18 protein-coding genes are annotated in these 23,154 nt (G+C 66.9%); 12 read left to right on the top strand and 6 right to left on the bottom strand.

Annotated elements, in window-relative coordinates:
- Positions 1 to 174 precede the first annotated feature (174 nt).
- From ACFQS7_RS17880 to ACFQS7_RS17925, 10 genes are all read left to right on the top strand, one after another.
- A complete protein-coding gene (locus ACFQS7_RS17880) occupies positions 175 to 2,370 on the top strand; it encodes a GumC family protein (protein WP_380068472.1) in 2,196 nt (731 codons plus the stop codon).
- Positions 2,371 to 2,376: 6 nt separating this feature from the next.
- Positions 2,377 to 3,339: an NAD-dependent epimerase/dehydratase family protein gene (locus ACFQS7_RS17885; RefSeq protein WP_380068473.1), complete on the top strand. Its 963-nt coding sequence runs from the start codon at positions 2,377 to 2,379 to the stop codon at positions 3,337 to 3,339.
- Between the two features lie 23 nt (positions 3,340 to 3,362).
- Entirely contained in the window at positions 3,363 to 4,655 is a 1,293-nt protein-coding gene (locus ACFQS7_RS17890) for a glycosyltransferase family 4 protein (protein ID WP_380068474.1), read from the top strand.
- Entirely contained in the window at positions 4,645 to 5,910 is a 1,266-nt protein-coding gene (locus ACFQS7_RS17895) for a hypothetical protein (protein ID WP_380068475.1), read from the top strand. The genes ACFQS7_RS17890 and ACFQS7_RS17895 overlap by 11 nt, the downstream gene beginning before the upstream one ends.
- 31 nt (positions 5,911 to 5,941) lie before the next feature.
- Complete coding sequence (locus ACFQS7_RS17900; protein ID WP_380068476.1) at positions 5,942 to 7,162, top strand: glycosyltransferase; 1,221 nt, start codon at positions 5,942 to 5,944, stop codon at positions 7,160 to 7,162.
- A gap of 58 nt (positions 7,163 to 7,220) precedes the next feature.
- Complete coding sequence (locus tag ACFQS7_RS17905; protein WP_380068477.1) at positions 7,221 to 8,756, top strand: right-handed parallel beta-helix repeat-containing protein; 1,536 nt, start codon at positions 7,221 to 7,223, stop codon at positions 8,754 to 8,756.
- Between the two features lie 150 nt (positions 8,757 to 8,906).
- Positions 8,907 to 9,977 carry an acyltransferase family protein gene (locus ACFQS7_RS17910; RefSeq protein WP_380068478.1) on the top strand — a complete coding sequence of 357 codons (1,071 nt, stop codon included), beginning with the start codon at positions 8,907 to 8,909 and terminating at the stop codon, positions 9,975 to 9,977.
- 228 nt (positions 9,978 to 10,205) lie between these two features.
- Positions 10,206 to 10,919 (top strand): GtrA family protein, encoded by a 714-nt coding sequence (locus ACFQS7_RS17915; protein ID WP_380068479.1) that lies wholly within the window; start codon positions 10,206 to 10,208, stop codon positions 10,917 to 10,919.
- Between the two features lie 127 nt (positions 10,920 to 11,046).
- The gene (locus ACFQS7_RS17920) at positions 11,047 to 12,507 is read left to right on the top strand and encodes a glycosyltransferase family 87 protein (protein WP_380068480.1); all 1,461 of its coding nucleotides are present in this window, start codon (positions 11,047 to 11,049) and stop codon (positions 12,505 to 12,507) included.
- Positions 12,508 to 12,593: 86 nt separating this feature from the next.
- Positions 12,594 to 13,955 carry an O-antigen ligase family protein gene (locus tag ACFQS7_RS17925; protein WP_380068481.1) on the top strand — a complete coding sequence of 454 codons (1,362 nt, stop codon included), beginning with the start codon at positions 12,594 to 12,596 and terminating at the stop codon, positions 13,953 to 13,955.
- 19 nt (positions 13,956 to 13,974) lie between these two features.
- On the opposite strand, the gene ACFQS7_RS17930 is transcribed toward ACFQS7_RS17925, so the two are convergent.
- Complete coding sequence (locus ACFQS7_RS17930) at positions 13,975 to 16,404, bottom strand: right-handed parallel beta-helix repeat-containing protein (RefSeq protein ID WP_380068482.1); 2,430 nt, start codon at positions 16,402 to 16,404, stop codon at positions 13,975 to 13,977.
- A gap of 405 nt (positions 16,405 to 16,809) precedes the next feature.
- Here ACFQS7_RS17930 and ACFQS7_RS17935 point away from each other — a divergent pair, with 405 nt between their 5' ends.
- The gene (locus ACFQS7_RS17935) at positions 16,810 to 17,181 is read left to right on the top strand and encodes a DUF3489 domain-containing protein (protein WP_380068483.1); all 372 of its coding nucleotides are present in this window, start codon (positions 16,810 to 16,812) and stop codon (positions 17,179 to 17,181) included.
- Positions 17,182 to 17,348: 167 nt separating this feature from the next.
- On the opposite strand, the gene ACFQS7_RS17940 is transcribed toward ACFQS7_RS17935, so the two are convergent.
- The 5 genes from ACFQS7_RS17940 to ACFQS7_RS17960 form a co-directional block, all read right to left on the bottom strand.
- The gene (locus tag ACFQS7_RS17940; RefSeq protein WP_380068484.1) at positions 17,349 to 18,323 is read right to left on the bottom strand and encodes a tripartite tricarboxylate transporter substrate binding protein; all 975 of its coding nucleotides are present in this window, start codon (positions 18,321 to 18,323) and stop codon (positions 17,349 to 17,351) included.
- 127 nt (positions 18,324 to 18,450) lie between these two features.
- Positions 18,451 to 18,840 carry a hypothetical protein gene (locus ACFQS7_RS17945; RefSeq protein WP_380068485.1) on the bottom strand — a complete coding sequence of 130 codons (390 nt, stop codon included), beginning with the start codon at positions 18,838 to 18,840 and terminating at the stop codon, positions 18,451 to 18,453.
- 16 nt (positions 18,841 to 18,856) lie between these two features.
- The gene (locus tag ACFQS7_RS17950) at positions 18,857 to 19,588 is read right to left on the bottom strand and encodes a glycosyltransferase family 2 protein (protein ID WP_380068486.1); all 732 of its coding nucleotides are present in this window, start codon (positions 19,586 to 19,588) and stop codon (positions 18,857 to 18,859) included.
- An 81-nt stretch (positions 19,589 to 19,669) separates the two neighbouring features.
- Complete coding sequence (locus ACFQS7_RS17955) at positions 19,670 to 21,016, bottom strand: cytochrome P450 (RefSeq protein WP_380068487.1); 1,347 nt, start codon at positions 21,014 to 21,016, stop codon at positions 19,670 to 19,672.
- Positions 21,017 to 21,046: 30 nt separating this feature from the next.
- Positions 21,047 to 21,796: an SDR family NAD(P)-dependent oxidoreductase gene (locus ACFQS7_RS17960; protein WP_380068488.1), complete on the bottom strand. Its 750-nt coding sequence runs from the start codon at positions 21,794 to 21,796 to the stop codon at positions 21,047 to 21,049.
- A 338-nt stretch (positions 21,797 to 22,134) separates the two neighbouring features.
- Here ACFQS7_RS17960 and ACFQS7_RS17965 point away from each other — a divergent pair, with 338 nt between their 5' ends.
- Positions 22,135 to 23,154 carry an efflux RND transporter periplasmic adaptor subunit gene (locus ACFQS7_RS17965; RefSeq protein WP_380068489.1) on the top strand — a complete coding sequence of 340 codons (1,020 nt, stop codon included), beginning with the start codon at positions 22,135 to 22,137 and terminating at the stop codon, positions 23,152 to 23,154.

Raw genomic sequence — 23,154 nt, forward strand, 5'->3', positions numbered from 1 at the left:
ACGGGAGTTACCCCCCAATTCCACTGTGGGATGGCGGCGCGGATCCACAGAATGGGGCCGGCGCCAACCCGCAGCACCGCTGCGGGCGGGCCGGCATGGCCATGAAACTGGAGGTTCCCCAGCGTGCATCGGGCGACGTTCACCCTGCCTCTCAATAATGCCCAATCCGGGCGCTTGGTACAGGCCGAGGGAGAGCGGATCGTAGCGAATGCGATGCTGGCGATCTGGCGGCACCGCTACCTCGTGATCGGCTGTCTCCTGCTATCGCTCCTGCTCGCAATCGGCGCGTTGGCCGTACTGAAGAGGACCTATGTCTCCGAAGCCATCCTGCAGCTCGACCTGAGCCGGCGCGAGGCTGGCTTCGGATCCGACCAGTCGCCCGCAGTGGCGCTCGATGCGGGCTCATTGATCCAGAGCGAGCTGCGTATCATCCGGTCGCGGCAACTGGCACGCCAAGTGGTCGAGCGACTAGGGCTGGCAGATGATCCCGCCTATGCCGAGACCCCTAGCGGCCTCGAATACTACGCCGCGTGGGCCCGCACTTGGGCCGCCGAAGGTCTCGCCTGGATGCGCGGGAAACCACCGCCCAATTCCGAGCCCTTCACGACGGATGCAGCCGCGCGTGCGACTGCGGATGTCGTGCGCGGCCTCTCGGTTGGCAGCGATCCCCGCTCCTACCTCATTTCCATCACCTTTGCCTCACAGGATCCGACGCTGTCGGCACGGATCGCCAACGCAGTGGCGGACGAGTACCTGCATCGGCGTGCCCAGTCGGCCACCGACGCGGCCAGCCGGGCGGTCGATTGGATGACGGCGCAGATCAACGAGGTGAGCGAGGCGCTGCGAGCGTCGGAGGCGGATATTGCCGCTTTCCGCAACCGCACTGGCCTCATGGAGGCGGGAACGAACGATGGCGAGAGCGTGCAGCAGCAGCAGCTCCGCACGCTGGCCGCGCAGGTCGCAGCCGCCAACCTGACGCGGCTGAACGAGGAGCGCCGGGTGGCCAGGATCGAGGAGGTGGCGCGGAGCGGGCAGGTTCCGTCACCGGCCGACCTCCCGGGTGCGTCACTGATCCCCGTGCTGCTGGACCGCGAGGTGGCGGCCCGGCGGGAACTCAGCGAGGCACTGTCCAGGCTCGGATCGCGCCATCCGACCGTGTTGCAGGCCCAGGCTGGACTCGCCGACCTGCGCGGGCGGCTTGATGCCGAGGTGCGCCGCGCCGTCGTCGTTGCCCAAAGCGAACTTGCGGCCATTCGCCATACCGAGACGGGGCTGCGGCAACAGATGGAGGTCCTGCAGCGGGCGATGGTCGTGGGCAAGGCCGACGAGATCGAGTTGCATAACCGCTTGACCAAGGCGGCGGCGGTCCGCGACCGGCTCGCCGCCCTGACGCGTAGCCGTGAGCAGGCGCTCACTGCCCGTGAGCTGCGGCCCACCACGGCAAGCTTGGCAGTACCGGCCGAGCCAGAGCGCACTCCAACCTCACCAAAGCCTTTGGTCGTCTTCGGCCTGGCATTGGTCGGCGGGCTCGGTACCGGGATCGCGGCCGCGGGACTGCTCCAGCGGCGCGATCGCGGCTTCCGTACCAGCGAGGAGATCCGGGACGTACTGGACACGCGCTGCCTCGGCATGCTGCCCGACCTGATGCCGAAGCCGGAGATCGCCGCGGGGACCCCCAGCGCGATGATTTTCGATGAGGCGATCTACGCTATCGGCGCCGGCGTGAACCTGTTCGGCACGGTGCGCGATTGCCGGGTCGTGCTGGTCACCTCCGCCCTGCCAGGCGAAGGCAAGTCAACGCTGTGCATGGCTCTGGCGCAGGCGCTGACCGCGGCCGGCCAGCGGGTGATGCTTATCAACAGTCCGCGGATCCGGAGCGGTTCCGAGCCAACGGCGCCGACCGCGACCGCAACCGGCGGTGACCCGTCACCTGCCCGCGCCGTCGGGCCGGCGTTGGTGGTCATTGAACGAAAGCAACCGATGGTGCTCCTGGCGGATGTCTTCGGCCCCGACCGCATCGGCAGTCTGTTGCAGGAGGCGCGGAAGCATTTCGACGTCATCCTGCTGGAGGGGGCGCCGGTCATGCTCGCGGGGGATTCGCTGGCGCTCGGCCGCCTGGCCGATACGGTGATCCATGTCGCGCAATGGGGCGGCACGCGCCGCCGGATCGTCACCGCCGCTCTCCGCCGGCTGCAGGAGCACGCCATCGGCATCGATGGGATCGTCCTGACGCGGGTGAACCTGCGCCAGCATGCGCGCCTCAAGATCCTCGACGAGTGCTTCTTCTACGCGCGAGAGAAGGACTTCCATCGGGGCACGGCAGGAGCGAAGGCATCCCGGCATGCAGCCCCTCCCTCCGGATTGGTGTAGCCCGACATGACCCAGACCCGTATCCTCATCACCGGCGGCAACGGCTATGTCGGCCGCACCCTGACGCGGACGCTTGGCCCGGAATACGATGTCTGCATCGCCGACATCCTGCGCTACGGCGACTGGCGCTTCGATGCCGCGGAACGAGCGGCGCTGCGTCTGGAACAACTGGATATCCGCGACGTCGACCGCGTCGCCACCTTGATGAATGAGTTCCGGCCCGACATCGTCGTACACCTTGCCGCGCTGCACTACATCCCGGAATGCGAATCCGATCCTGGCCAGGCGGTGTCCACCAACGTCCTCGGTACGCTGAACCTGCTTATGGCCTGCCCGGAGGGAAGTCGCTTCGTCTTCGCCAGCAGCGGCGCGGTCTACCGGCCGCAGGAAACGCCGCACCAGGAGCTCGAGTCGCCGCTCGGTCCCGACGACATCTATGGCTTCACCAAGCTGCACGGCGAGAACTACGTGGCCAAGATCGCCGCGAAGCGCCAGCTGCAGGCCGTCGTCACGCGGCTGTTCAACGTGATCGGCCCGGGCGAGACGAACCCGCATCTGCTGCCGGAACTGGTGGCGCAGCTCAAGGCCGGGCGATGCGTCATCGAACTTGGCAATCTCACCTCGCGGCGGGACTACATCAGCGTGCGCGACGCAGCGGATGGCTTCCGAGCGGCGGCGCTACAGGGAGAAGTGGCGCCCGGCGAGACCTGCTTCATCAACCTCGGTACCTCGCAAACCCATTCGGTTATCGAGATTATCGAGAAGATCCGGCGAGTCTCCGGGGTGAAGTTCGAAATCCGGCAGGATGCGAGCCGGGTGCGGCGGGTGGACCGGCCAGTGCTTGCCGCCGACAACCGCCGCATTGCGGCGATGTTCGGCTGGCGGCCGAGGCACACGGTCGACGATACCCTCGCAGAACTCTGGGAGCGGCCAGATTTCGCCAGTGGGCTGATCGAGAAGTACCTTTGATATCCCAATCGATACGGCCAGCGATGCCGCAGGATGGCGGGGCAAGCGGCGTTGCAAAGCGACGCATCCTCGCATCGATCGTGGTGCCGCCGCACATGTCAGTCAGCGGCGGAGCGCGCGCGGCCGAGCAGCTGAGCGCGGCGGTCTCGTCGCAGTGCGACGTCACGGTCGCCAGCATGATGAACGGCGCCGCTGCCATTCCGTCCGCCGAAAGCCAGGGCCCGGTGCATCGCATCATGGTGCGAAGCTGGCGGCCACCGCTGCTGCCTTGGTCAAGGCTGCCCAGTCGCTATAGCACCTTGTTCTACCGCTCGGACCTGCCTGCCATCATCGGGCGGGGCGGTTACGACCTGGTGCATCTGCACAACCCGATGCCGGCGTTGGAGTTTGAGCGCGTAGCCAAGGCCTGCCGCGCCACCGGCACGCCCTATGTCATCTCGACGCATGGTTTCAACGAGGTCGCCAATGGTGCCCGGATCTACGGCTTCGATCGACTTCGCAGTCTGGCGTGGCAGCAACTCGTCGTAGCGCCGGTCACCCGCGCCGTACGCCGCGCTGCAGCGATTTTCGCTCTCTCGCCCTCGGATATCAGCATCGTCCGGGGGATGGGATATGACGGGCCGATCGAGATCGTGGGCAATGGTGTGCCGCTGCCCGCCCCAGCTTCACTGGCTGCGGACCGCGCGGTGCTGGAGCGGCTCGGCATCCCGGTAGAGCGGGATTCGAGCGAGATAAGCTGCATGTTCCTGGCCAACCATACTCCCAACAAGGGTTTGCCGGACTTGTTGCAGGCCTTCTCGCGGCTTCGCTGCCCCTACTTGCTGGTGGTGGGCGGGCAGCAGCGCGATGGCATCGACTACGAGCGCTATAGCCGCGCCTGCTTGCCGGGCCAGCGCATCGTCGTCGTTGGGCGTGTGACGGATCGGGAGGTGGCGGCGCTGTTCCGCCGTGCCGACCTCTTCGTCTTCCCGACGCTGGCCGACACTTTCCCCCTCGTCGTCCTCGAGGCAATGTCGCACGGCGTGCCGGTGCTGGCGTCCTCTGTTGGCGGCATCCCCTACCAGGTCGACGAGAATTGCGGTGTGTTGGTGCCACCTGGAGACCCGGCGGCGCTGGCGGATGCCGTGCAGATGCTCGCACGGGACCGGGCCCGGCTGGTCGGGATGGGGGACCATGCCCGTGCCCGGGTCGTCCGGGAATTCAGCTGGGCCCGCGCCGCGGAACAGGCGGTGGCCGGCTACGGGCGCGTGCTCGGCGGCCATGGGGCGACGCCGCCACGATCCAGCGTGAGCCCGGAGTTGCCTGATGTGGACTAGGCTCCATCTGACACGTATCTCCTGGTCCCTCGCAGACCAGGGGATCGTCAGCATCGGCAGTTTCCTGGTGAATGTACTGCTTGCGCGCGAGCTGGCCGCCGAAGACTACGGGATGTTCGCCCTACTGTTCGGAGGGATGCTAACGCTGCAGGTCGTAAATTCGGCATTGCTGTTCCATCCGTTCGCGGTGCGGCTGGTTGTCGCCGATGCGGATGACCATGGCCGCTTGCTGAGTGCCAGCCTGGCGCTCATCGCTTTGTTGTCCGGCTGCCTGAGCGTGGTGCTGGCCGTGGTCTTGGCCACGACGGGGCAGGCGGTGCTGATCCTCCCCGCTCTGGCGGCTTTCTTGACCTGGCAGTTGCAGGAGGGGCTACGCCGGGGCTTGCTGTCCACCTTCCGCTATCGCGCGGCGACGCTCGGCGATGGGTTGAGCTACCTGGGTCAGGGCGCGGTTGTGATCCTGCTCGCACGGCTGGACGTGCTGACGCTGGAGACCGCGCTCTACAGCATGGCAGCCACCTCGACCATGGCCGCCGCGGTGCAAGTGCTGCAGCTCCGCCCCTATCCGCTCGGCCGGCTTCACCTGCGGCGGACGATGGCGGATTACTGGATGATCGGCGGCGGCTGGTCGATCGGCAATGCGATGCTGCTGCAGGGCCGCGCCCAGCTGCTTCTTTTCGGCCTTGCCGCAGCAGCAGGGACTGCTGCCGTCGCCTCCTTCCAGGCGGCGGCGAATGCGGTGAACCTGCTGAACCCCATTCTGTTCGCGCTCTGCAACATCATCCCGCAGACCGCTTCCGAAGGGCGCGGGAGGGGCAATGCCGAGGTATGGCGCACCGTGCGTGGCTACTGCATCCTCGCAGCACCGCCCATCCTCGCCTATGCGGCCGTGCTGCTGGCGGTGCCAGGTCAGGTGCTGGAGTTGATGTACGGCCCGGGGTCGAGTCACCTCGACATGACGCTCGCGGTTCGCGTGCTCATTTTGGCTGCTCTGGCGGGCTATGCCGCGGATGTGGCGGTGGCCTTCCTGCACGGCCTTACCGCCATGCGGCTGGCTTTCGCCATCAATGCCGCCGGCGCCCTTGCGACGCTGGTGCTGGCGGTACCCCTGATCGGCACGCTCGGCGTGCTCGGCAATTGCCTGACCCATGTCGGCGCGAATGCTGTGCGACTGATCGCGGCACGCCGGATCCTGGGCGGATTGCTCGAGCCGGCACCCAGCCTCGTCGGCGCAACATCCATCCGAGGAGCCTGACCATGCCTGGTCTGCGGAGGGCACCGCCCCAATGGACCTGATGGAACCGCCTGTCGTCCAGTCTCGCACCGCTGCGGCTCGGGCTGGCGGCGGGCTCGATATCCGCCACGTGGTCGTGACCGACCGCGTCGGCCATCCGACTGAGGCGAACGGCGTGCATAACGTCGCCCGGGCACTGGTCCGGGAGCAGCGCGCGGCGGGTGACGCCGCGAGCCTGATCCTTCTGGCCAATCGCGAGGTGTCGGTTGGGGAGGACGCTACCTGTCCGACGCGGGTGATCCCGCTGACCGGCCCCAGGCTGCGCGGTCGCGCGGTGCGGCTCGGCGGGGCGGCGCTTGCCGCGTTGCTCGCCGATGCCGGCACACAGACCGTGCTGCACATCCATGGAGGCCGCGAGCCGCTGCTGGTGGGCCTCGGTCGCGCCCTGCGGGCCCGCGGCGTGCCCTATGCGATCACCGTGCATGGCCGTTTCTCCCATGTCTTCGACCCGGCGGGTCGGCTGCTGAAGCCCCGCACGGCGATCTACCTGGCGCTGTTCGAACGCGGATTGCTGGAAGGCGCCCGCTTCGTCCAGGCGCTCGCCTCCGAGGAGCGGCGGATCCTGTCCCGTATCGCGCCGCGCGCACGGATCGAGGTTGTCGGCAACGGGGCTTATGCGTCCCGGCTGATACCGGGACCGTGGCACACGACCGCAAGGCCACCCTCGGCGCATTTCCCGCATTTCGTCTTTTGCGGGCGGTACGAGCTCGCACATAAGGGGCTCGACCTGCTTCTGGAAGGCTTTGCGGCATACCGGCACAGCGGCGGGACCGGGCGGCTCACCACCATCGGGACCGGCCCCGTTCGAGAGCAGCTGGTGCAGATGGCGAGCCGGTTGGGGATCGCCGGCTCGGTGCGCATCGAAGGGCCCCGCTTCGGAGCCGAGCGTGAGGCCATCATGGCAGAATGCGATTTCTGCGTCATGGCCTCGCGCTTTGAGGGTGTGCCGCTCGCGGCGCTCGAGGCCGCGCTGCTGGGGCTGCCGCTGGTGGTCACCGCCGGCACGAGCCTGCGGGCAATGGTGGAAGCCAAACGGGCAGGCCTGCCCATTCTGGACCACACTTCGGCGGCGGTCTGCGCCGCGCTGCATGCAGCCGAGCGGTTGCCGCCAGCCGAATGGCAGAGCCGTGCCGCGGCCGCGCATGCCTGGGCGCGTGCCGCCGCGGATTGGACAGCGATCGCCGCCCACCTCCGGCAACTCTACGTCCCGTGAAACGGACAGGCTCGACGCATGCAAGGGTGTCAGCCTCCAGTATCAAGGATGCAACGCGATGACCCTGCGCCCGATGATCCAAAACTACCCAGGCATTGCCTGCGTGCTGCTGGCGGTCGGCGGCTGGTTGGCGCCGGCCATGGCCGCGCCGCCGCCGCGCAGCCCGGCCGGACCTGTGTCGGAGCCGGGCCAGGGCTGTCCGCGCGGCGCGGTCCTGCTTGCCGTCGGATCCACCCTGCAGGCGCGCGTGGATGTTGCGCCACCGGGTACATCATTTTGCATCCAGGCCGGTACGCACCGCATGCAGGCCATCAAGCCGAAGGATGAGCAGCGCTTCTATGGCGAGCCCGGCGCAATCCTGAACGGTTCCAAACTGATCCAGGATTTTGCTCGGGAAGGTAAATATTGGGTTGCAACTGGACAAAAACAACGTGGCGTCCGTTCGGCGACCGATGAATGTCCGCCGGAGTGGCCGCGTTGTTCCTACCCGGATGCATTCTTCATCGACGACCGACCCTTGATCCATGTGGACAGCAAAGCCAAGGTGAAGACCGGAACCTATCACTTCGATTATGCCGGCCAAAAAATCTACTTCGTCGACAACCCGACCGGCAAGAAGGTCGAGGCCAGCGTGACGCCTTATGCCTTCGACGGCAGCACCAGCAAGCGTGTTCTGGTCCAGGGCCTGATCGTCGAGAAATATGCGCCGCAGATGCAGGTCGGGGCGATCGGCTTCGGCGGGCCGTCCTATGGCTGGGTGGTGCGAGACAACGAGGTTCGTCTCAACTATGCGCTGGGCATTTCGGTGGGAACCAAGGCGCATGTCGTGGGCAACCGCGTTCACAACAACGGTCAGATGGGGGTCGGCTGCTTCGGCGAGGACATTTTGTTCGAGAACAACGAGATCTTCTCGAACGGCTACTTCTCGAAGGTCGACACCTTCTGGGAAGGAGGCGGTGCGAAATGCGCCAAGACCAACCGGTTGATCGTCCGCTCGAACCACCTGTACGACAACAACGGTTTCGGCTTCTGGACGGATATCGACAACATCAACACGCTGTACGAAGGCAACCTGGTTGAGGGCAACCGCAACGGCGGCCTGTCACACGAAATCAGCTACGCCGCGGTGATCCGCAACAACGTGCTGCGGGGCAACGGCACCGGGCCGCATACCTGGCTCTGGGGTGGTGCGATCCAAATCCAGAATTCGCAGAACGTCGAAGTTTACGGCAACATCGTCGACATGACGCATGGCGGAAACGGGATCTGCCTGATCCAGCAGAACCGCGGCGATGGCGAGTACGGACCCTACAAGACCATCAACAACCATGTGTACCGCAACCTGGTCTTCAGCCGGACCCCGGATCAAGGCGTTTCCGGTGCCCTGGCCGATGACGATCACAAGGGAATGCTGGCAGGCAACAACCGCTTCGTGGACAACGTCTATTTCGTCCCGCGGCTGACCGATCAGCATTGGGCCTGGGTCGATGATTTCTACGATTGGCAGGGCTACCAGCGCCGCTCGGGCCAGGACAGCACCAGCGTCGTACGGCGTATCGCATCGGGCGCCGAGACGGGCCCGCAACGCCCATGACGGATGAACGTCGTGCCTGACCGCCGCATGGCGATCGGCTGGGCTACTCCGAATAGCCATGGCTGTGGCCGTCTCGTTTGCGGATAGGCTGTGGGGGCCACGCGCCATGTCTGGCGGTCATGCGCGCATTGAAGTCGGAATCGGATCGCAATGCCAAAAGAAAAGCGGAACGAGATTCAATGGCTGCGGGCACTAGCCGCCTTCGAAGTCATCATTTGTCATTCCGACCTGATCGTGAAGCACTTCTCGAACAGCCGGGTGCTGTCCGCGACATGGTACGCACCTGTCGCAGGCGTGGGAGTCGAGCTGTTCTTCATCATCTCTGGCTACATCATGGCGATGCGAGTGCCGGCGTTCCGGGACTACAAGGCTTTCCTGGCATCGCGAATAATTCGTATCTATCCGCTGTATTGGGTTTTCACGACCATCGTGGTGGTCATCGGTCTCGTGATGCCAGCCTGGCGGCTCGGCGCCTTCGACATGAGCGTCATGAACCTGGCGAGATCATACCTCATCCTGCCGGGCGATGATTACCCCATCCTGGGGGTCGGCTGGACCCTGGAATATGAGATGGTCTTCTACGCGTTCGTCGCCCTGCTGATGTTTTTGGGGGTGGTGCGGGGCGACCGTCTCACGGCTGTTGCGTGGATCCTGGCCGGGTTCGGTGTCATCGGATGTGCCTACGAGCCGTCGACCTGGGGCGGAGCGCCGCTGTCACATGTCTTCACGCCCTACATGTTCGCTTTTGGCGTCGGATGGCTGTTCCGCTGCCTGGAACCGGCGCAGTGGCGGAGGCAGGCGGGCGCACTGCTCCTGTTCGGCATGATCGCCGGCCTGGGTTTCTGGCTTGGATCAGACCAAGCCGACCGGCTCATCCTGACGACCCTGTTGGCTGCGGTGGTGTTCGGAGGCACACTTGCCGTCCGCGGCGTCTTCCAGGCCGACAATGCCGTCAATCGGCTCGTGTGGCTGGCGGGCGACGCCTCCTACAGCATCTATCTCAGCCACTGGTTCATCCTTTCCGCCGCAGGCAAGGCGTTTGGCATACTCGCCTTGCCGGCGGAACTCGCCCCGGCGGTGCGAATCGTCGGCGCCTTGATCTGCGTCGCGGCCGGGATCGCCATCTTCTACACCATCGAAAGCTTCCTTGCCCGCTGGCTACGCAACGGCGCGCCCGTATTCATGCGTATCGGCCGTGTGGAGCGACCAGCGTTGCGCTGAGCGGCGTTTGGCGCTGCATAGGGTGCGTACCCGGCACGCTTTTCGTGGGTCACGCCCGCGGCTGGGAGCGCCTTGCAACGCGGGCAGGGCATGGCAGCCGACCCTGCTGCTGTTTGCCCAAGCCAAGCCCAACTGGGCTAACCCCAAAGAGGAGATGATCAGCTTGGCCGCGCCGCTTAGCCTGATCGCGTCGCGGACTGTGAGGTGCCGTGGCCAGGAGAGCTGACCATGCGTGACCACGACCCGAGTCTTGCATTTTCCAATGGCATCGGTACCCCATCTGGACACGCCGGCGCATCGGGTGACGCGACGATTGGCGTCAAAGAATATGTGCATGCACTTCGGGCATCCCGCGCCGCGAGCGACGCACCTCGGTGCTGGACGGCTGGCAGGCTGGCCTTCGATCCGCAGGCCGCAGTCCGCACCGAATCATGCGACGCGGTAGATGGAGAGCCGCCGGGCGCTTCGCTCGTGCCGGACCGGGGTGGAGCGGCGAGTGGCCTGCTCGCGCGCGCCAGGCGACTGCCTCAGCCGGCGCGTTTCATCCTCGCCGGAGGCACCGCTGCGGGCATCAACTGGCTGGTGCGCATTCCACTCTCCTCCATCATGCCCTTCCTGCCGGCCGTGCTGGTTGCCGCGTGCATCGGCATGCTCGTGGGCTTCGTGACCTATCGGGAATTCGTATTCCCCAAATCGTCCCGGTCGATCGGCCGTCAAATCCGTGGTTTCCTCGCGGTCAACATCGTGACGTCCCTGATCGTCGCCGGGCTTTCGGTCCTGTTCCTCGCAATGCTCGATGGATTGATCGCCAACCTCATGATCGCCCAGGCGCTGGCGCATGGCGTGGCAATCGGTCTCGGCGCGGTGCTGAATTACTTTGGGCATGCCCTCGTCACCTTCGGCCGCTCCGTCGCGCATGGCCATGGACTGCCGAGCGCCTGAGACGGTGTTCGGCCGCATCGCCATGATGCGGCCGCGGGCGCCACCGGCAGCTCGGATCTCGACCCGCCGGATGGATAGCCTCGGGGACCAGCCGATGGTCTGCGCTCGATCCGCCTAGCCGATGCCAATGATGGAGAAGCTCAATGTTCGAACTAGAGGCTCAACCATGAACCGTTCACTGCCGCTTCTGGGGATGCGGATATGGCAACTCGTCATGTTGCTGGTCGTGGGTTCGAGCGTCCTGGTTGGGGCGGCCGGCGTCGTCTTCAAGGCTGAGATCGTCCGGGCCCTGCCGGCCGCCGAGGAGGCCGCCGCGCCGCCCAACGGCTTCTCGCACTTCATCGAGAATGGCATTGATTCCTGGAAGCCGATGAAGTTGGGTCTGACCATCTTCCGCAGTTCGGAGGGTGGCCGCCTTTATGAGGCGGTGCGCGATTTCCAACTCGAAAACAACAGCCTGGACGGTTTGCTGACGCAGTATGCCGATGCGAAGAAATTCCAGTATCCCTTGACCAGTCTCCTGCCGTTGGAGTTGTTGGAAGCAATTGGAATCAGTTCGATCGCCCAGCTGAATCTCCTCAACCTAGTTTTCTTCGTCGCGAATCTTGCTGGTATACTCTACCTTTGCAATCTGCTGTTCGAGCAGGAAGCGAAGAAGCTGCCCCGTGCCGCGTCCATGCAACTTGAGTCGGGCCGACTCTGGATCTCAGCACTCTTCCTCGTTGTCGCGGCAACCTATTATCCGACCTACAATGCGCTGGGAAAAGGCAACATTCAGGTCTGGATCAACTGCTTCTTCACCTTCGCCTGCATCGCCTGGCTGAGCGGGCGGTACTTCTGGGTCGGCCTACTTGTCGCCCTTGCAGCGGCGATCAAACCGCAACTCGGGGCGCTCCTGGTGTGGGCCGTACTGTGGCGGCAGTGGGCCTTCTGCCGAGGGTTCCTCTGGGCTGCCGTGCCGCTGGGAATCGCCGCGCTGGTGCACTACGGCCTGCACAACAACCTCGCCTATCTCGACCTGCTGTCGGTCATCTCGCAGCATGGGGAGCGGCATTTCGTCAACGAGTCGGTCAATGGCATCCTTCACCGCCTGTATGAGCATGGCAACGGCGCCCTGCTATGGGACAAGGACGACTACGCGCCCTATCGGCCGTTGGTTTACGCGTTGACACTGGCCTCGAGCTTGGTCTTTGCCTTGATTGCCTTTCTGCCGGCCCTGTTCCGTCGGCAGGAGGGGCCGACGATCATGGACTTCGTCGTCGCATCGATCTGCATCACCCTCGGCTCGCCGATCGTCTGGCTCTACCATTACGGCGTGCTGTTGCCGGCCTTCGTCATCGCCCTCAGCGCCGTGCTGCGGGAGGCGGCATCGCCGGCCAGGACGCGACTGCTTGCGATGCTCGGGGTATCCTGGCTGCTCTGCGCCAGCTACCTGCCCTTCGCCCGGCTGATCTACCTGAGCCCGTGGAACATCATCGCCAATCCGCGCTTCTTCGGCGCGTTGCTACTGCTGTTCGTGCTGATCCACGTGGGGCGTGTCTGGCGCCGGCGCCCTGTCCAGGCGGCCGGGTTGAGCGCGCCCGCATGACCACGCGGTCGGGCGCCGCCGACGAAAGGCGGCGCCGGCGACCCGGGCAGCGGCATCGCATGTGTATGGCGATCGGCTGATCAACGATGTCGCACTCGGACTCCGCCGCCATCCCCCGCTATGGACGGCGGCTGCGAACGACGACCCTGCACGACCGCTATTGCAGCCTGTTGTGCTTCGTGCTGGTGGGCTACGCGGTCTCCGGCAAGGGCTTTGCGTATCTGGGATTGCCGCCGCTCTATATCGGTGAGATCGCCTTGATCCTCGGGTTGCTGGTGCTGGTGCGGACGGGCTGCGGCAGCGCCTTGCTGGCGTCGCCCGCCAGCCTGCTGCTGGTGCTGCTCATGACATGGGTCGTGCTGCGTATGATCCCCTATGTCGGCAGCTACGGCATCAGTGCGGCGCGGGATGCCGTCGTGGTCATCTATGGGCTCTTCGCCTTCATCGTCATGGCGGTGATGCTGGAGCGGCCGGACCGGTTCCGTCGGGTGGTGACCGCCTACAGCCGGTTCGCCTGGATCTACGGTTTCATCGGCCTTGCCCTGCTGAACTCGCTGTACCTGCTAGGCACAGCCATGCCGACCTGGCCCGGCAACGGGCAGCCGATAATCTTCGTGCGGTCGGGTGAATTGGCATCGCATCTTTCGGGTGCTGCGGCCTTCGCGTTGCTGGGGCTGATGCGGACTGGCCGGCTTTGGCCCATCATCATGCTGATCAGCCTGGGCTTCGTTTCCGTCAGCCGTGGCGCCATGCTGGCCTTCGTCCTGCCGAACATCCTGGCCGTCGCCATGGCGCGGCAAAAGCGGCGGGTCCTGTCGGCTCTGATGGTCGGGGTCTCGCTGTTTGGCCTGGCCTATGCCGCCGGAGTGGACGTGCCGCTCCCCGGAGGGCGAAGCTTCGGGCCACAGCAGATCGTCGACGGTGTCGAAAGCATCATCGGCACGAGCAACGTGTCGAACCTGGATGGCACCAAGGCGTGGCGGCTGAACTGGTGGAATTCGATCGTGAACTACACGCTCCACGGGCCCTATTTCTGGACCGGCAAAGGCTTCGGGATGAACCTTGCCGAGGAGGACGGGTACGTGATCGGGTTGGAATTGGGCGGCCCGACGGTCCGCAGTCCCCACAATGTCCACATGACCATCCTGGCGCGTTCAGGTGTACCAGGTCTGGTTCTTTGGTTGACCACGCTTGCGGTATGGCTGGGTACCCTGCTCAACACCGCGCGCATCGCCCGCCGGCGCGGCGATGGCGAATGGGCCGACGTGTTCATCTGGATCGCCTGCTACTGCACCGCCATCGTGATCGATGCCTCCTTCGATGTGGCATTGGAAGGCCCGATGCTGGGCATCTGGTTCTGGTGCCTCTTCGGCCTTGGCATCGCAGGTACGATGATCTACCGCACCGAACTCCTGGGGCGCCGGCGGCAGGTTGCCGGGTCCGCCTGACGCGGACCCGGCCCGTGGATCAGATGGCGGAGAAGGTGCCGTGAGCCTCCCACCCTGAGACGCTGCGGAACTGTTCCCAGGTGTAGTACCCGCCATAGACGAACCAGTCGTCGATGGTATTTGGCAAGTGATAGCTATTGAAGTCGAACTTGTTGCCACCCGCCAACATCTGGTCTTCGTTGAAGTCGGCGACCGCGCCGGAGGCCCCATATCCGGTAATGCTGTTGTTGTGGACGTTGTTGTTGATGGTGACGTAGGGCCCATAGGGGGCGTCGCCATCAGCGGCGCGATCTTGCTGGATCAGCGCTATACCGTTGCCGACCCCCTTGGTATCGACGGTGTTGCCGTAGATTTCGACGTTGCGCGAGTTCTGCACCTGGATGCCGGCGCCCCAGAGCCATTCGGGGTGGTCGATGCCATTGCCGATCAGCGTATTGTTCCGGATGACTGCATCGTAGCTGATCTCGTGGTTGATCCCAGCCGCGCGGTTGTTCTCGACAAGGTTGCCCTCGTAAAGAGTGTGGATGTTGTCGATGTCGGTCCACAGGCCATAGCCGTTGTTGTCGTGCACGTGGTTGCCGCGCACCACGAGGTTGTCGGTCAGGGCAAATTTGCTGCCGCCGCCTTCCCAAAGGGTATCGATGCCGGACCAGTACCCGTTGGTGCCGATGTCGTTGCCCTGGATGAGGATGTTGTCGCCGACGCCGGCCAAGCCCATCTCGCCGTTGTCGTGCACTGTGTTGTTCAGAACCTGCGTGTTGCTGCCCGCGCCGATGCCGACGCCATAGTTCAGCCGCACCTCGTTGTCCTGAATCACCCACCCTGTCGGCAGGTAGTCGCCACCTATGGTGCAGCGCTGGAGCGGTGAGGCGTATTTCTCGATGATCAGGTTCTCGACCTTCACGCCGGTGATGCCGTCCCCGCCTTGGAAGGCGAAGCTGCTGACCGCCGCTTCGACCTTATGGCCGGCCGGGTTGTCCCCGATATAGATCTTGTCGGCGTTGTAGTCGAAGTAGTAGGTGCCCGGGCGGACGTTCGCCGTGCTGTCCACTGCCTTGAGTGGCTGGTCGTCGAGATAGACGGCATCCGGGTAGCCTGCGCGCACGAAGCCAGGCAGGCCTTCCTCGGTGGCGTTGCGCAGGCCCTGCTGCGTCTGCCCGCCAATCACCCAGTCGTCGCCGCTCTGCGCGAAGCCGATCAACTCGCGCGACCCGTTGAGGACTGCTCCGTCCTGGCCGATGAATTGGTCTCCCGCCTTCGGGATGATGGACTGCATGCGGTGCTCGCCGGCCTCGAGCAGGAACACGGTGCCGGGCGCCGCGGCATCCACCATGCTTTGGATATCGTCATTCACCCTGACGAGAACAGCGCCCTGCAGGGGAGGCGTGGCGGTGCCCAGCCCGATGAAATCCGCCGCCGTCAGCGCATGCACGCCGTCGAGCTCTATCTCGGCATCCGCCTTTCCATCCGCCGCATGACCCGGCAGGGCGGCGTCTACCTGCACGATGGTCGTGCCGTTCTGGACGGCAAAGCGCACCTGCGGCCCGCCGTTCACCGCGAAGGCGCTCTGGCCGATGAACTTGATGGCCCCGCCACTCGCAAAGGAGGCCAGGTCGATGTGGTCCAGCCGATCGGTGAAGTCGGTGATCCGGTCGCGCGCGCCGGCGCCGAGGCCGGTGTCGATGCCCGCGCTGCTTGGTGCGAGGAACACGAAACGGTCGTCGCCCGTGCCGCCCGTCAGCCGGTCCACGCCGACACCACCGGCCAACGTGTCGTTGCTGGCCCCGCCGCTCAGCGTGTCGTCGCCGCCGCCGCCCGATAGCAGGTTGGCGCCACCATTGCCGGTAATGGCGTTGGCGAGCGCATTGCCGGTGCCGCCGATCCCCGCGGTGCCCTCCAGCGACAGGCGCTCCATGTTGGCGCCCAGGGTATAGCTGACCGTTGACACCACCGTATCGGTGCCCTGGCCGGCGCTCTCGCGCACCACGTCGCCGGCATTGTCGATGATGTAGCGGTCGTCACCGGTGCCGCCGACCAGCGTATCGGCTCCGGCCGAACCATCCAGCGAGTCGTTGCCGGCACCGCCAGTGAGCAGGTTGGCGCCGCCATTGCCGGTGATGGCGTTGGCGAGCGCATTGCCGGTGCCACCGATCCCCGCGGTGCCGTTCAGCAGCAAATTCTCGACCTCGGCCGACAGGGTGTAGGTGACCGAGGTCACCACCTTGTCGACACCCTGGCCCGCACTCTCGCGCACCACGTCGTCAAGGCTGTTGACGACGTATAGGTCATTGCCAAGGCCACCGATCAATGTGTCGGAGCCTGACCCGCCGTCCAGGGTGTCGTCACCGGCCAGGCCCGAAAGCTGGTCGTTGCCACCCATGCCCTGGATGAGATCGTTTGTAGCGCTCCCGGTCAGAGCGTCTTTCCTGGAGGTGCCGATCAGCTTCATTTATCAACTTCCCGCGATCGTGATGGCGGGATAAAATCTAATCGTATAAAAATATGCAAGCATAATCTACCTGGGGTTGATAGCCGAAGCGCCGCGGCGGCAGTGCACAGATCCGCAAACCATTCGACCACGGGATGCGGGACGGCGGTGCGACAGCGGCTTTGCGGCAGGTGGATGCGGCGACCCGGTCGGGTCGGGGCGAAGTCGATCTTCAGCGCTCTCGCAACCTGGCACCTCCGGATAGGCGAACTCGGCGCTCTTCGAGGGCATCGCGGCGGCGGAGGTTCGTGGTGCCAATCCTCGTTGGCGCGCCGAGCAGCGGCCGCGGTCGCAGCCAGTGGCCGATGTTGATCCGATCAACCGGCACCACTGCGGCACCGGTGATGATCACGGTGTCGCGGCAGCATGGCGGCTGCCGCCGAGGCCAATGCTCTTGGCATCTGCCGGCGGCTGCTCGGCACCGAAGTCGTCGTTGACCAGCATCCGGCGTCGCGCGCTACCCTCCGCGACGCCGCGCAGCGGGTCCTCCTGGCCTGGGATGACGAGGCGAACCCGCGCTGCGACCTCGCCGACGCCCTCCGCGCCCTGCCGGCCGGCAAGCCTGCCGGTAGTCCGCGTGATGCCGCCGTGCCGCGGAAGCCGCGCGAGGGCACCAAGCATGAGGCGGTGCTGACCATGCTGCGCGGGCCAGAAGGCGCCACGGTCGCGCAGGTCGCCGAGACCACCGGCTGGACGCAGCAAACGGTCCGCGGCTTCTTCGCCGGTCTGAAGAAGTAAGGGGAGCGCAGTCAGCGTGCTGGAGCGGGTCCGCCAGGTCGGCCCGAACAAGGACGGCGCCAAGGGTTCCTGCACCGTCTATCACGTGGCCGGCTGACCGGCGACGGATCGGCGGCGGCATTCGCCGCTGCCGATCCGCGGACGACGACGATCGCCTGCAAGCCCGCTCAGCCTTCGACGCGAATCTTGTTCTCGCGGACGACCCGCGCCCACCGGTCCATCTCGCTCTCCACGAAGGCAGCAAAGCTGTCGCCCGAGGTCGCCAGCACATCCATCCCTTGCGCTTCGACCCGGGATCGCGTCTCAGGCTCGGCGAGAAGCCGTGCCAACTCGGCTTCCATGCGCCGCCTGATCTGGACCGGCACGCCCGCCGGCGCGAACACCCCCCACCAAGTGGGAGCCTCGTAGCCCTGGAAGCCCAGTTCGTGGAAGCTTGGAACTCCTGGCAAATCACGCCAGGGCGCCCGCGTCGTGACGCCGAAACCCTTCAAGGCACCGCTCCGCACATGCGGTCCACCGACCGGCGCGTTGGTGACGAACAGCGGCACGTGGCCCGCCAGCGCGTCCTGCAGCGCCGGCGCGCCCCCGCGATACGGCACATGGGTGAGCTGGATGCCGGCGACGTTGCAGAGCTGCACCATGGCCACGTGCATCATCGTGCCAATGCCGGCGGTTGCGTAGTTGATGGATCCGGGCCGCTGCTCGCGCGCCATCGCCACCAGTTCCGGGAAGCTCCGCCATGGTGTCGAGGGATGCGACGTGACGACGAGCGGGCCACGCCCAATCAGCGTCACCGGTGCGAAGTCCCGCCGGGTGTCATAGGGCAGCTGCAGGATCGACGGGATGATCGCATGGCTGTCGACCGCGATGAGCCAGGTATAGCCGTCCGCCGGAGAGCGCGCTGCCTCCGCCGCCCCCACTGACCCAGTAGCACCGGGCCGGTTCTCCACCACCACGGGTTGGCCGAGCACTGCCTGCAGCCGCGGCTGCAGGATACGGGCGAGGATGTCGACCGAGCCGCCCGGCGGCCACCCGACCAGCAGACGGATCGGGCGGGCAGGCCAGGCGCCGTCCTGTGCCGATGCAAGCATTGGAATGGAGGGTGCAGCCAGCAGCCCTCCGATGAGCGTGCGACGCTTCAAGGGGTAGTCCTCCCGGAGCCTTCTCGTTCTTGCGGAGCCGGGGTGGCCCCATCCACCCGACCGTGAGGTCGAGCGTGCGCGTGATTGCAATGCTGTCAATAAACAAGCGCTGTGGCGAACAGCAGCGCTATCCAGGCTCTGCCACCTGAGACGTGCGGACTTCGGCGATGTCGTTGAAAGTGCGCTCCTCACCGTCCAGCACCGCCGCTGCGCCGGTCGCCTGCTGCCGGGCACGGTGCAGCGTCGGCCACTCCGATGCGGACATGCAGACGTAGCAAGCGCCTTTGGTCACCTGCAGGACATCGGCCAGCGCCGGACGGAGGAAGTCGAGGAAGCCGCTGCCGAGCGCATCGTTGGCGATGGTCATCTTGGCCGCGGTGCCGCCCTCGTAGGCCACGGTATGGGGCGGATCGAAGCAGGCCATGTCGGCGAGCCGATCGGCGCCGAGGGCGCGCCAGACGTCCTCTGCCTTCGTCGCATCGCCGCACGGCACGCGATGCTCGCCAGCTTGATTCAAGAGGACCGGGGCTGGCTCAATAACTGACGGCCTGCGAGTCGGAGGCGATCGACACGCCACTCCCGATCAGCCGGCAGCCACGACCGACGTCCTCCTTGCCAAGGGAGCCATCATCGATGAAGCGCTGGTCGAAGCCGCCGAGCGCTGCGAAGGCCGCGTGCCGCACCGAGCGGTTGCCGGTAGGCACTACGGTCATGGTGATCCTCGCGCCGGGGGCGGCGAGCGCCTTGCCGCGCCGCCCGGCCCATGCGCCGACATGGCGGCTGAGGAGGTTGCGCGGCGAGTCCGGATGCAGCGGGATATGCCCGATCACCGCGACCGCACCGCGGTCGTGCTGCCGCGCATGGTCCTCCAGCAGGTGCCGGTCGGCCTGCCTGTCGTCGTCGAGGAACAGGATGATGCGGCCGCGGGCGAGCCGCGCACCGGTGTTTCGCACCATGGCGGCGCCGCCGTTCGGCTGTTCGACGACCCGCAGCGGAAACGGCAGCGTGCGTAGCGCATCGACGGTGCCGTCGGTGGAGCCATCGACCACAATGATGACCTCGTAGGCCTCGGCATCGGTCTGGTCGGCGAGGGCGGTAGCGGAGGCGACGACGACGTCGCGCCGCTGCGACGTCGGGATCACCACTGCGGTGCCGGTGAGGTCCCGTCCCGCCGGCATGCCGGCGGCGACGCCGTTCCCCAGCGGGTCCTGCGATGGCTCCAGCCTACCGTCCAGACTCCTGGCTGAGAGTTCGGTTGGCTGCAACCGGCAAGCTTTCTTGCGGGCGGAACGATCAGCCGCGTTTCACCAAAGCATGGTGCCGTCGGCCAGCCTGCGCCTTGGCGATCACCGCCGCCCGACCAGCATCGGCAGCGCCTCCCCGGGCCGCAGCGTCAGCCGGCAGACCGGAAAGACCCTCGCCTCCGGCGCCAGCCGCAGCCGGCAGGCCGGCAGCAGCGTCGCCAGCACGATCACCGCCTCGGCCAGGCCGAAGCCCATCCCGGTGCAGACCCGCGGCCCGAGGCTGAAGGGCACATAGGCGTGGCGATGGCGCGCCGGACCGTCGGCCAGGAAGCGTTCCGGGCGGAATTCGTCAGGCGCCTCCCACCAGCGGCGATGGCGGTGCAGCAGCCAGGGCACCACCATGACGATGTCGCCCCGGGCCACCGCATGGCCGGCGATCGCCAGCGGCGCCTGCGCCTGCCGCGCCAGCAGCGGCACCGGCGGGTACAGCCGCAGGGTCTCCTCCACCACCGCGCGCAGGTAGGGCAGCCTCGGCAGATCGTTCCAGCCGGCGGCGCGGCCGCCCAGCGCCTGCGCCTCCGCCACCGCCCGCGCCTCGGCCTCGGGCGCCTGGGACAGCAAGTAGAAGGCCCAGGCCAGCAGGTTGGCGGTGGTCTCGTGTCCGGCCATGAACAGCGTCGCCGCCTCGTTGCGCAGCGCCCGCGCATCCATCGGCCGGCCGCTGCCGGGCAGCGTCGCCCCGGCCATGGCCCCGATCAGCGAGGCCTCGCCGCCCGCCATCGCCTGGCCCACCAGGCCATCGACCACGGCATGGATCCGCGCCACGTCGCGGCCGGTGCCGAGGCGCAGCCGCGGCAGCCAGTCCGGCAGGCCGAGCACGCTGACCATGTCCAGGTGCCCGATCCGCCCCTGGTAGCGGGCGAAGGCCTGCACCACCGCAGTCGCCGCATCGGCGCCGAGCGCCCGGCCGAACAGGGTGCGGCAGATGATCTCGGCCGCCAGCCGCCCCATCTCGGCCAGCACGTCGATGCAGGTGCCGTCCGGCAGCGCGCCCCAGGCGGCGCGGCATTCCGCCGCCGCCTCGGTCATCACCGGCGCCAGCGTGTCGAGCCGCGAGGCATGGGTGACGGCGGCCACCGTGCGCCGGCGTTCCTTCCAGACCAGCCCGTCCGAGATGAACAGCCCGTCGCCCAGCAGCGGTTCCAGCGCATGGCGCATCTGCGGGCTTTTCCGTTCCAGCGCCGCGGCCTGGTCGATGAAGGCCTCCTGCACGCTGGCCGGGCTGTTGCAGACCAGGATGCCCTGGGCCAGCACCCGGGTGCGGATCACTTCCTGTTCGAAATGCGCGTCGAGCCAGACCTCGAGGAAACTGCGCCGCGCCCGGCGCAGCAGGTCCGGCAGCGGCAGGCGCCGCTGCGGCCGTTCGGGGAAGGGCGGGGTGAAGGCCATGCGCGAGGGGGACCCGGAAAGCGACATCGCCTAGTCGCGGTGGATGCGGAGCGGGCCGAAGCTCTGCACCACCGGCATGACCTGCAGCAGGTTGACGTTCACCCGCGCCGGCCGCGTCGCCACCCAATGGACGGTGTCGGCGATGTCCTCCGGCGTCAGCGGATCGGTGTCCGCATAGATGCTGTCCGCCTTGGCCTGGTCGCCGCGGAAGCGGAGGGCGGAGAATTCGGTCCCGCCCACCAGCCCGGGTTCGATATCGGTGACCCGGACCCTGGTGCCGTGCAGGTCGGCCCGCAGGTTGTAGCTGAACTGGCGGACGAAGGCCTTGGTCGCGCCGTAGACGTTGCCGCCGGGGTAGGGCCATTCGGCGGCGGTCGAGCCGATATTCACCACATGTCCGCGATCGCGCGCCACCATGCCGGGCAGCACCGCGCGGGTCATGTACATCAGGCCCTTGATGTTGGTGTCCACCATGGCGTCCCAGTCGTCGAGCGCGGCAGCCTGGGCCGGCTCCAGCCCGCGCGCCATGCCGGCGTTGTTGACCAGCAGGTCGACCTGGGCGAAGGCCGGCGGCAGGCCGGCGATGCCGGCCTCGACCGCCGCGCGGTCGGTGATGTCGAGCGCCAGCGGGTGGATGCGGCCGGGCCCGATCTCGGCCGCCAGCGCCGCCAGCCTTCCGGCGCGGCGGCCGAGCGCGATGACCTGCGCGCCATCGGCGGCGAAGCGGCGGGCGATGGCCAGGCCGAAGCCGGCGGTGGCCCCGGTGACGAGAACGATCATGGGCTATGCTCCTTCGCGGCTGCGTGATCCCTGGGCCATACCAGGGGGGGTTGAAATACCTTACGGAATGTCCATATTTTCGGCGTCGGCCGGCGTTGCAGACCGCTCCAAGGCGGCACGTCCCATGCAAGGACCTCTTGAGCCGACGCGTGCCTTCTCCGGGGGGCGTGCAATCCTGGGCGCTGAGCCGTGCGCCTCCCGTCTTCTGCCGATTGGGGGCTATTCCTGTGTTTTCCGTCAAGACCGTGCGGCTTTGGCTGTACGCGCTTTGCTTCGCCTGCGCCCTTCCGGCGCCGCCGCAGGCCGCCGAGGGATCGACCACCGAAGTCCTGCTCCGGATGGACGAACGCCGGGCCTCCGCCGCCGGGATCGACGTGACGCGCGTGCAGCCTGAGGGCGGCACCTCGCAGACCATGCTGCCCGGCACCGTCGCCGTGCCGCCGCAGCAGTTGCGCATCGTCGCGGCGCCCGCCGCCGGGCTGGTCGAATCCGTCCTGGTGGCGCCGAACGAGCCGGTGAAGGCCGGCCAGCCGATCGCCAAGCTGCGCAGCACCGACCTGCTGGAAGCCCAGCGCACCTACCTGCAGGCCCTGTCGGGGGAGGCGCTGGCGCGCCAGCGGCTGGCCCGCGACGAGCAGATGTTCAAGGAACGAATCATCGCCGAGCGCCGCCTGCTGACCACCCGCGCCGACCACGAATTCGCCCGCACGACGTTGCAGGAACGCGAGCAGATGATGGCGCTCCTCGGCATGGCCGAGCCCGACATCAAGACCCTGCGCGACAGCCGCAAGATGGCCGCCGCCCTGGTGGTCACCGCGCCCGAGGACGGCGTGGTGCTGGAGACCCGGACCAGCGCCGGCGAACGCGTCGCCGCCTCCGCCCCGCTGTTTTCCATCGCCCAGCTGAAGCCGCTCTGGGTCAACCTGCAGGTGCCGCTGTCGCAGGCCATGGTGATCGAGCCCGGCACGCGCATGAGCGTACCCGGCACCCCGGCCCAGGGCGAGGTCATCCGGCTCGGCCGCAGCGTCGACCCGACGACGCAGTCGGTCACCGCGGTGGTCGAGGTCACCGACGGCGCCGAGACCCTGCGGCCCGGCCAGGTGGTGACCGCCGCGGTCGCGCTGCGGCCGAACGGCACGCCGCAGTGGCGGGTGCCGGCGGGTGCGGTGGTGCGGCATGCCGGGCGGTCCTGGATCTTCGTCCGCGTGGCGGAAGGCTTCCGCGCCCGGCCGGTGACGGTGATCTCGGAGACCGCCGGCGCCACCTCGATCCGCGCCAACCTGGCCCCCGACGACCAGGTGGCCTCGCGCGGGATCCTGGCGTTGCTGGCCGAACTCACCGACGTCTACGGGGGCTGA

The organism is Dankookia sp. GCM10030260 (assembly GCF_042666655.1).
Lineage (GTDB): Bacteria > Pseudomonadota > Alphaproteobacteria > Acetobacterales > Acetobacteraceae > Paracraurococcus.

Bases quoted from the DNA above. Each gene is read 5' to 3' on its own strand.
- ACFQS7_RS17960 (WP_380068488.1), bottom strand. From the start codon at position 21,796: ATGATCGTTCTCGTCACCGGGGCCACCGCCGGCTTCGGCCTGGCCATC.
- ACFQS7_RS17930 (WP_380068482.1), bottom strand. From the start codon at position 16,404: ATGAAGCTGATCGGCACCTCCAGGAAAGACGCTCTGACCGGGAGCGCT.
- ACFQS7_RS17895 (WP_380068475.1), top strand. From the start codon at position 4,645: ATGTGGACTAGGCTCCATCTGACACGTATCTCCTGGTCCCTCGCAGAC.
- ACFQS7_RS17890 (WP_380068474.1), top strand. From the start codon at position 3,363: ATGCCGCAGGATGGCGGGGCAAGCGGCGTTGCAAAGCGACGCATCCTC.
- ACFQS7_RS17900 (WP_380068476.1), top strand. From the start codon at position 5,942: ATGGACCTGATGGAACCGCCTGTCGTCCAGTCTCGCACCGCTGCGGCT.
- ACFQS7_RS17910 (WP_380068478.1), top strand. From the start codon at position 8,907: ATGCCAAAAGAAAAGCGGAACGAGATTCAATGGCTGCGGGCACTAGCC.
- ACFQS7_RS17920 (WP_380068480.1), top strand. From the start codon at position 11,047: ATGATGGAGAAGCTCAATGTTCGAACTAGAGGCTCAACCATGAACCGT.
- ACFQS7_RS17925 (WP_380068481.1), top strand. From the start codon at position 12,594: ATGTCGCACTCGGACTCCGCCGCCATCCCCCGCTATGGACGGCGGCTG.
- ACFQS7_RS17965 (WP_380068489.1), top strand. From the start codon at position 22,135: ATGGACGAACGCCGGGCCTCCGCCGCCGGGATCGACGTGACGCGCGTG.
- ACFQS7_RS17935 (WP_380068483.1), top strand. From the start codon at position 16,810: ATGGCGGCTGCCGCCGAGGCCAATGCTCTTGGCATCTGCCGGCGGCTG.
- ACFQS7_RS17955 (WP_380068487.1), bottom strand. From the start codon at position 21,016: ATGGCCTTCACCCCGCCCTTCCCCGAACGGCCGCAGCGGCGCCTGCCG.
- ACFQS7_RS17905 (WP_380068477.1), top strand. From the start codon at position 7,221: ATGACCCTGCGCCCGATGATCCAAAACTACCCAGGCATTGCCTGCGTG.
- ACFQS7_RS17915 (WP_380068479.1), top strand. From the start codon at position 10,206: ATGCGTGACCACGACCCGAGTCTTGCATTTTCCAATGGCATCGGTACC.
- ACFQS7_RS17885 (WP_380068473.1), top strand. From the start codon at position 2,377: ATGACCCAGACCCGTATCCTCATCACCGGCGGCAACGGCTATGTCGGC.